This window comes from Vibrio jasicida CAIM 1864 = LMG 25398, from assembly GCF_000400365.1.
GTDB lineage: Bacteria > Pseudomonadota > Gammaproteobacteria > Enterobacterales > Vibrionaceae > Vibrio > Vibrio jasicida.
Map to the genome: position 1 here is coordinate 1 of NZ_BAOG01000126.1, position 4,784 is coordinate 4,784.

The window sequence follows — 4,784 nt, forward strand, 5'->3', positions numbered from 1 at the left end:
CCCGGAGTCATATTGAGCGCAAAACACGCAGGTATAAAGAACAATAACTTCCAGATTTCCACAATATTTCCTCCATAAAACTAACGCCGCATTAAGGTGTGAGCAACGCCACCACCTAACCTAAACCATTGAACCGTAAACACAAAACTCAAGCTTAAACTGAAAATGCTAAGCGTTGGGAATCACTCTTAAATGCTTTGTTAGCACACTTTTGACAGCATGGTTTATATGCTGACCGATCTCTATAACAATTGAACTTTGCCTATCATATTCTCGATGCAAGTATTCATTCACAGCAACGGTTCCGTAATTTTCAAAGGGCAAAAATGAAACTTGATAGACGTCCTCACCAACTTGATTTGAATCGTAAGTTAATCGAGATAGGATATTGGAACGGTGCTTAGTATGATTCACTAGGTCTCTGAGGTAACAGTAATCGTCATGATTTGTTAGTGAATCTATTAAAGCTTTTAATTCATCGGTGATTTGAATTTTTTCAAGACTCTTTTTAGTTTGGTAAAGATTTAACTTATCGGGTTTGATAAATGTCTGTTTACACAAGTTAAGTCCAAATGCGTAGTACAAAACGTGAGCCAAGAAATCCGAAATACTATGCAAATTCTTGAGCAAAGCGAAGACATTCGCTCGATACGCTAATCTAAATTCAAACTCTGCATTTAACGTCTCCGCATCTGTGGCTAGCATTAATTTGACATAATCATATGCAGGATTTTTTCCCTCCATATGCCCTTTTATTAAACGCTGCACTTCTGCATAGTGAAAACGAGCAAAATCTTGGTTTTCGAAGATTGAATCCAAAGAAATGCTAAGAGCTTGCCGTTGCTCTTCTCCATAAAGCTCAGACACATAGTCTTTGAGATCTTTTATGTACCAAGTCAATTTCATACTCCTTGTGTGCTAACGCCAAATTAAGGTGTGAACAACGCTAACACCTTAGCTAAAGCATTGTGCCATAAACACTAAACTTACTTGAAGTGAGGGCGCCAAGCGTTGTGAATCACTCTTAAATTTATTGTTATATTTTATTTTCACGACTTATTTCCCCGAAATTACGTTTTCGATCTCGCCCTGATAAACATATGTAAATAATACTACTAATAAAACAACAAAAACCCATGAACCAGACCACTGCATCCCAACTCCACAAAGTTGAGAGGTAATGAATATTGACAATCAACGCGATTAAAGCAGGAGCAGAGATAACGAGTAAGTGGGGAATGAGACGGGTTCGAACAGCCTTAGAGGAGCCTTGAATTAGCGCTTTTGACTCATCCCACTGAACAACTGGATTTTCAAGATTGGAGTTCAGGCTATTCTTCAATTCGACTGAACAATATAAACCTAATGCCCCAATAAGAGAGTTGTGATGTGAAACCAGTATAGACGCAGCCAAGGAAAGAAGTGGGATAACAAACAAAATCTCGTTATTTACGCTCTCTTTTCCGAAAGCGACACCAAGCAAAGTCGCGACGGCACCAACGTAGAACAAAATAATATTTTCCCGAAGACGAATTCGTTCGATTAACTCAGCCCTTGCTGCCTCATAGAATTTGACTGCTAGCTCATATTGCTGCATTTCTGACTCCCTTCATAAAATATAACGCCGCATTAAGGTGTGAGCTGCGCTCGGCTATACTTGAGCGAAGCGAAAATGCCGAGCGTTGCGAATCACTCTTAAATGCTTTGTTATGTGATAATTTCACTTCCACGTTCCAGCACCCAACAACGCTCGTTTTTGGTGTAGCCAATTTGACCATAATAGTCATTAGCTGCGGGTGCGGCGATTAAAAACAGTTTACATGTAGGCTTAATTTGAGCTTGAGTTTGAACTTGTAGCTGCTTGCCTATTCCCGACCTTTGGTACGATTCATCAACCGCTAGGTCTGACAGATAACAACAGTAATGGAGATCCGTAATAGAGCGAGCAATGCCAACCAGTTTAGAACCATCCCAAGCAGTGATTATAAGATTACTATTGTCCAACATACCCTTGATACATTCGATATTTTCTATTGGTCTACGCTCTCCCAACGTCGAGCGCTTAAGTAAACCAATAAACTCGTCAGCTGAGATTTGCTGGTTAACTTTGTATTCGATATTCAATGTGACCTCCTTATCACATAACGCCAAATTAAGGTGTGAACAACGCTGACACCTTACCTAAAGCATTGTGCCATAAACACTAAACTTACCTGAAGTAACGGCGCCAAGCGTTGTGAATCACTCTTAAATTTATTGTTATGTTTTTACTTGAATTTAACCGCATCACCCATGCATTTGACTGAAGCCCAGCAATTATTAACCCAGTCAGTATCTGAGTTTGTTTGGCAAAAGGTATAAATAACAGCATCCGCACCAACTAATGCTGCTTGTATTTTGATACCTTCTAGCGCCTCATGGTCAGTGACATTTTGGTCCTGATATTTATCTCGGTTGCAGGACAACCCAGAAACCGTTTTAATAACTTCATAATCTCGTTTAGGAGCCTTTTGATAAACCTCGATTGAGGCAGCCCTAGCTCGCTGTTCGCCCGTCAGGTTCTCAATTCGAGGGTTGCTTGCGCACCCAGATAGGATTGCTGACAGCACAACTATCCACGTAACTCTACTCACTTTCTAAACTCCATAATTCGCGAAAACCTTCAAAAAACATAACGCCGCATTAAGGTGTGAGCGGCGCTTGGCTATACTTGAGCGAAGCGAAACCGCCAAGCGTTGCGAATCACTCTTAAATGCTTTGTTAGCCCTGTGGTTGACTAGTACATATAACCTAGCCAATCAAAATGTCCAACACCCCACTGCTTATCTCTGAGTGGTTTCACATACAATTCATCAACATGCTCTACAGCAACTCCAAAGTTGGTGTGCTCGTGAAGCCTTAACCAAGACTGCATGCACTGAACTTTGTTAAAGCCATTTGAAGAGTAGAAATCATCTAACTCAGATATAAGGATTATGAAATCAACGTCTTTAGTTTCGGCAAATGCCGATACTTCTGACAACATAAAAGAGCCAATACCTTGCCCTCGATAACGTTCATCAACACAGAAGTCGATGACGCCCAGAACCTTATGTATTTCCCCACCGACGCTCACGGCTCGATAGTCCAGTCCAAGATAGCCAACCAACTGTTCACCTTGAAAATGAAGAGCACGCATATGAGGTAACTGCTTAAAGTAAGAGCGACTTACTTGACTATCTGGGAAAGCTTGGTTTCTTAACGCTTCGATTGCCTTATGATGCAATTCTGAAACGTCAATTTCTTGCACGATTTCCATATCATTTCCTCAAAAAGGGCTAACGCCCTGTTAAGGTGTGAGCAACGCAATACCGATGCTATTGCATATCACCTTAATCACTTAAACCAACGCATGGTAAAAATGCCACGCGTTGCGAATCACTCTTAAACAGTTTGTTAGCAATTTAACTAAACGAAGCCCCAAAACCATCAAAGGTACATTGAAACTCCCAACCTTTTGTAACCATAAAGTCTAACCATTGAGCAAGGATACCTTTGGTTACCGTTGTCGGGTGAGAATATCCTTCAACAAACCATGAGCGGTTAATAAACCCCTCACTTCTGCTCAGTGACTCATAGTTTTCGAGAGCATTGTTTAGTTGAATGGCTGATGCTTTATTTGGACATAAGTAGCTAAATTCTAGAACTAACTCTGTTTCGTTGGTGACTCCGTTACTTATTAATGAATCCCAAGTCTCATTGAGCATGTTCAGCTGACTTTCTAAATTCGATTGATAACCACTCAACTCCAATTTCTCCCTGATTGCTAACGCCCAATTAAGTTGTGAGCAACGCTGCCACCTTACCCGAACACTTCACCTTAATCACTAAACCAACTGAAACCGAAAGTGCCAAGCGTTGCGAATCAGCTTGAATTGCTTGTTATGTGCGTCTCACCAGGTGGGATAAACAAGCTTTTCATTTTTATTCATATGATCATCCGACCATCGGATGAGTATTTTTTGTTTTCGAGGTGTTTGCCCATGGATAAAAGCGATAAGCTCAATTGAGCCATGTTTTTCTAGGCATTCGTATGGGAATTTACTTTCTAGCTCTGACTCGTCAACTAAGTGATTGCCGTCAGGAAAAGAAATGGAGACATCTCTAGCCTCTGAACTGCCTTTATTCCATACTTTCAGACGATACTTACCGTTACCAAGCTTGATAATGGAGGCACTTACGTCAGCCTTTCTATCTTCTAGCACTTCATCCGTTTCTTTAGCTAACAACAGTTGATTGAGCTTGTTCTGAGTTTCAACGAGTGAGTCTTGTCTTTTATTAAACTGGATTGTTTTCCAAGTTGCGTAACCCGACAAGCCTAAAGCTAACAATGCTACAACATGACCAAAGTCCATTTACTAGCCTCATTTAATTTTGAAATTCTTACTGCCTTTGAATGCATTCCTGAACATTTTCCTCACTTCTGCTTCGATTTGCTTTTGCGCATCTTTAACAATCTCATTTGTATTTTCTGAGATTAACTCAGAATTTTCATTGATAAGGTCGGTTCTAAGCATCATACGCTCACATCGAGCACAAGTTACCTGTTCATTTTCATCATGCTCTTCAAACGAAAAGTCTGTACAACCACAAGTTGGGCACATCAGACTTACTTCTCTATTCAGGTTATCTAATTTCATATTTCCTCCAAAGCACATAACGCCGCATTAAGGTGTGAGCGACGCTTGGCTATACTTGAGCGAAGCGAAACTGCCAAGCGTTGCGAATCACTCTTAAATGCTTTG

8 protein-coding genes are annotated in these 4,784 nt (G+C 40.6%); all 8 read right to left on the reverse strand.

Annotation, left to right across the window (positions count from 1 at the left end; translation table 11 throughout):
- Positions 1-168: 168 nt before the first annotated feature.
- Entirely contained in the window at positions 169-900 is a 732-nt protein-coding gene (locus tag VJL_RS24130; protein WP_152436684.1) for a hypothetical protein, read from the reverse strand.
- Positions 901-1,036: 136 nt separating this feature from the next.
- Positions 1,037-1,597 carry a hypothetical protein gene (locus VJL_RS24135; RefSeq protein WP_038881859.1) on the reverse strand — a complete coding sequence of 187 codons (561 nt, stop codon included), beginning with the start codon at positions 1,595-1,597 and terminating at the stop codon, positions 1,037-1,039.
- A 110-nt stretch (positions 1,598-1,707) separates the two neighbouring features.
- Complete coding sequence (locus VJL_RS24140; protein WP_038881861.1) at positions 1,708-2,124, reverse strand: GNAT family N-acetyltransferase; 417 nt, start codon at positions 2,122-2,124, stop codon at positions 1,708-1,710.
- Between the two features lie 143 nt (positions 2,125-2,267).
- Positions 2,268-2,633, reverse strand: a complete 366-nt coding sequence (locus tag VJL_RS24145) for a hypothetical protein (protein WP_038881863.1) — start codon at positions 2,631-2,633, stop codon at positions 2,268-2,270.
- A 143-nt stretch (positions 2,634-2,776) separates the two neighbouring features.
- Positions 2,777-3,298, reverse strand: coding sequence for a GNAT family N-acetyltransferase (locus tag VJL_RS24150; protein WP_038881865.1), 522 nt, complete (start codon positions 3,296-3,298; stop codon positions 2,777-2,779).
- 145 nt (positions 3,299-3,443) lie between these two features.
- Positions 3,444-3,785: a hypothetical protein gene (locus VJL_RS24155; protein WP_152436685.1), complete on the reverse strand. Its 342-nt coding sequence runs from the start codon at positions 3,783-3,785 to the stop codon at positions 3,444-3,446.
- Between the two features lie 147 nt (positions 3,786-3,932).
- On the reverse strand, positions 3,933-4,394 hold the full coding sequence (locus tag VJL_RS24160; RefSeq protein ID WP_038881867.1) for a hypothetical protein: 462 nt from the start codon (positions 4,392-4,394) through the stop codon (positions 3,933-3,935).
- A gap of 9 nt (positions 4,395-4,403) precedes the next feature.
- The gene (locus tag VJL_RS24165; RefSeq protein ID WP_038881868.1) at positions 4,404-4,679 is read right to left on the reverse strand and encodes an ECs_2282 family putative zinc-binding protein; all 276 of its coding nucleotides are present in this window, start codon (positions 4,677-4,679) and stop codon (positions 4,404-4,406) included.
- Positions 4,680-4,784: the final 105 nt, after the last annotated feature.

Bases quoted from the DNA above. Each gene is read 5' to 3' on its own strand.
- VJL_RS24165 (WP_038881868.1), bottom strand. From the start codon at position 4,679: ATGAAATTAGATAACCTGAATAGAGAAGTAAGTCTGATGTGCCCAACT.
- VJL_RS24135 (WP_038881859.1), bottom strand. From the start codon at position 1,597: ATGCAGCAATATGAGCTAGCAGTCAAATTCTATGAGGCAGCAAGGGCT.
- VJL_RS24160 (WP_038881867.1), bottom strand. From the start codon at position 4,394: ATGGACTTTGGTCATGTTGTAGCATTGTTAGCTTTAGGCTTGTCGGGT.
- VJL_RS24150 (WP_038881865.1), bottom strand. From the start codon at position 3,298: ATGGAAATCGTGCAAGAAATTGACGTTTCAGAATTGCATCATAAGGCA.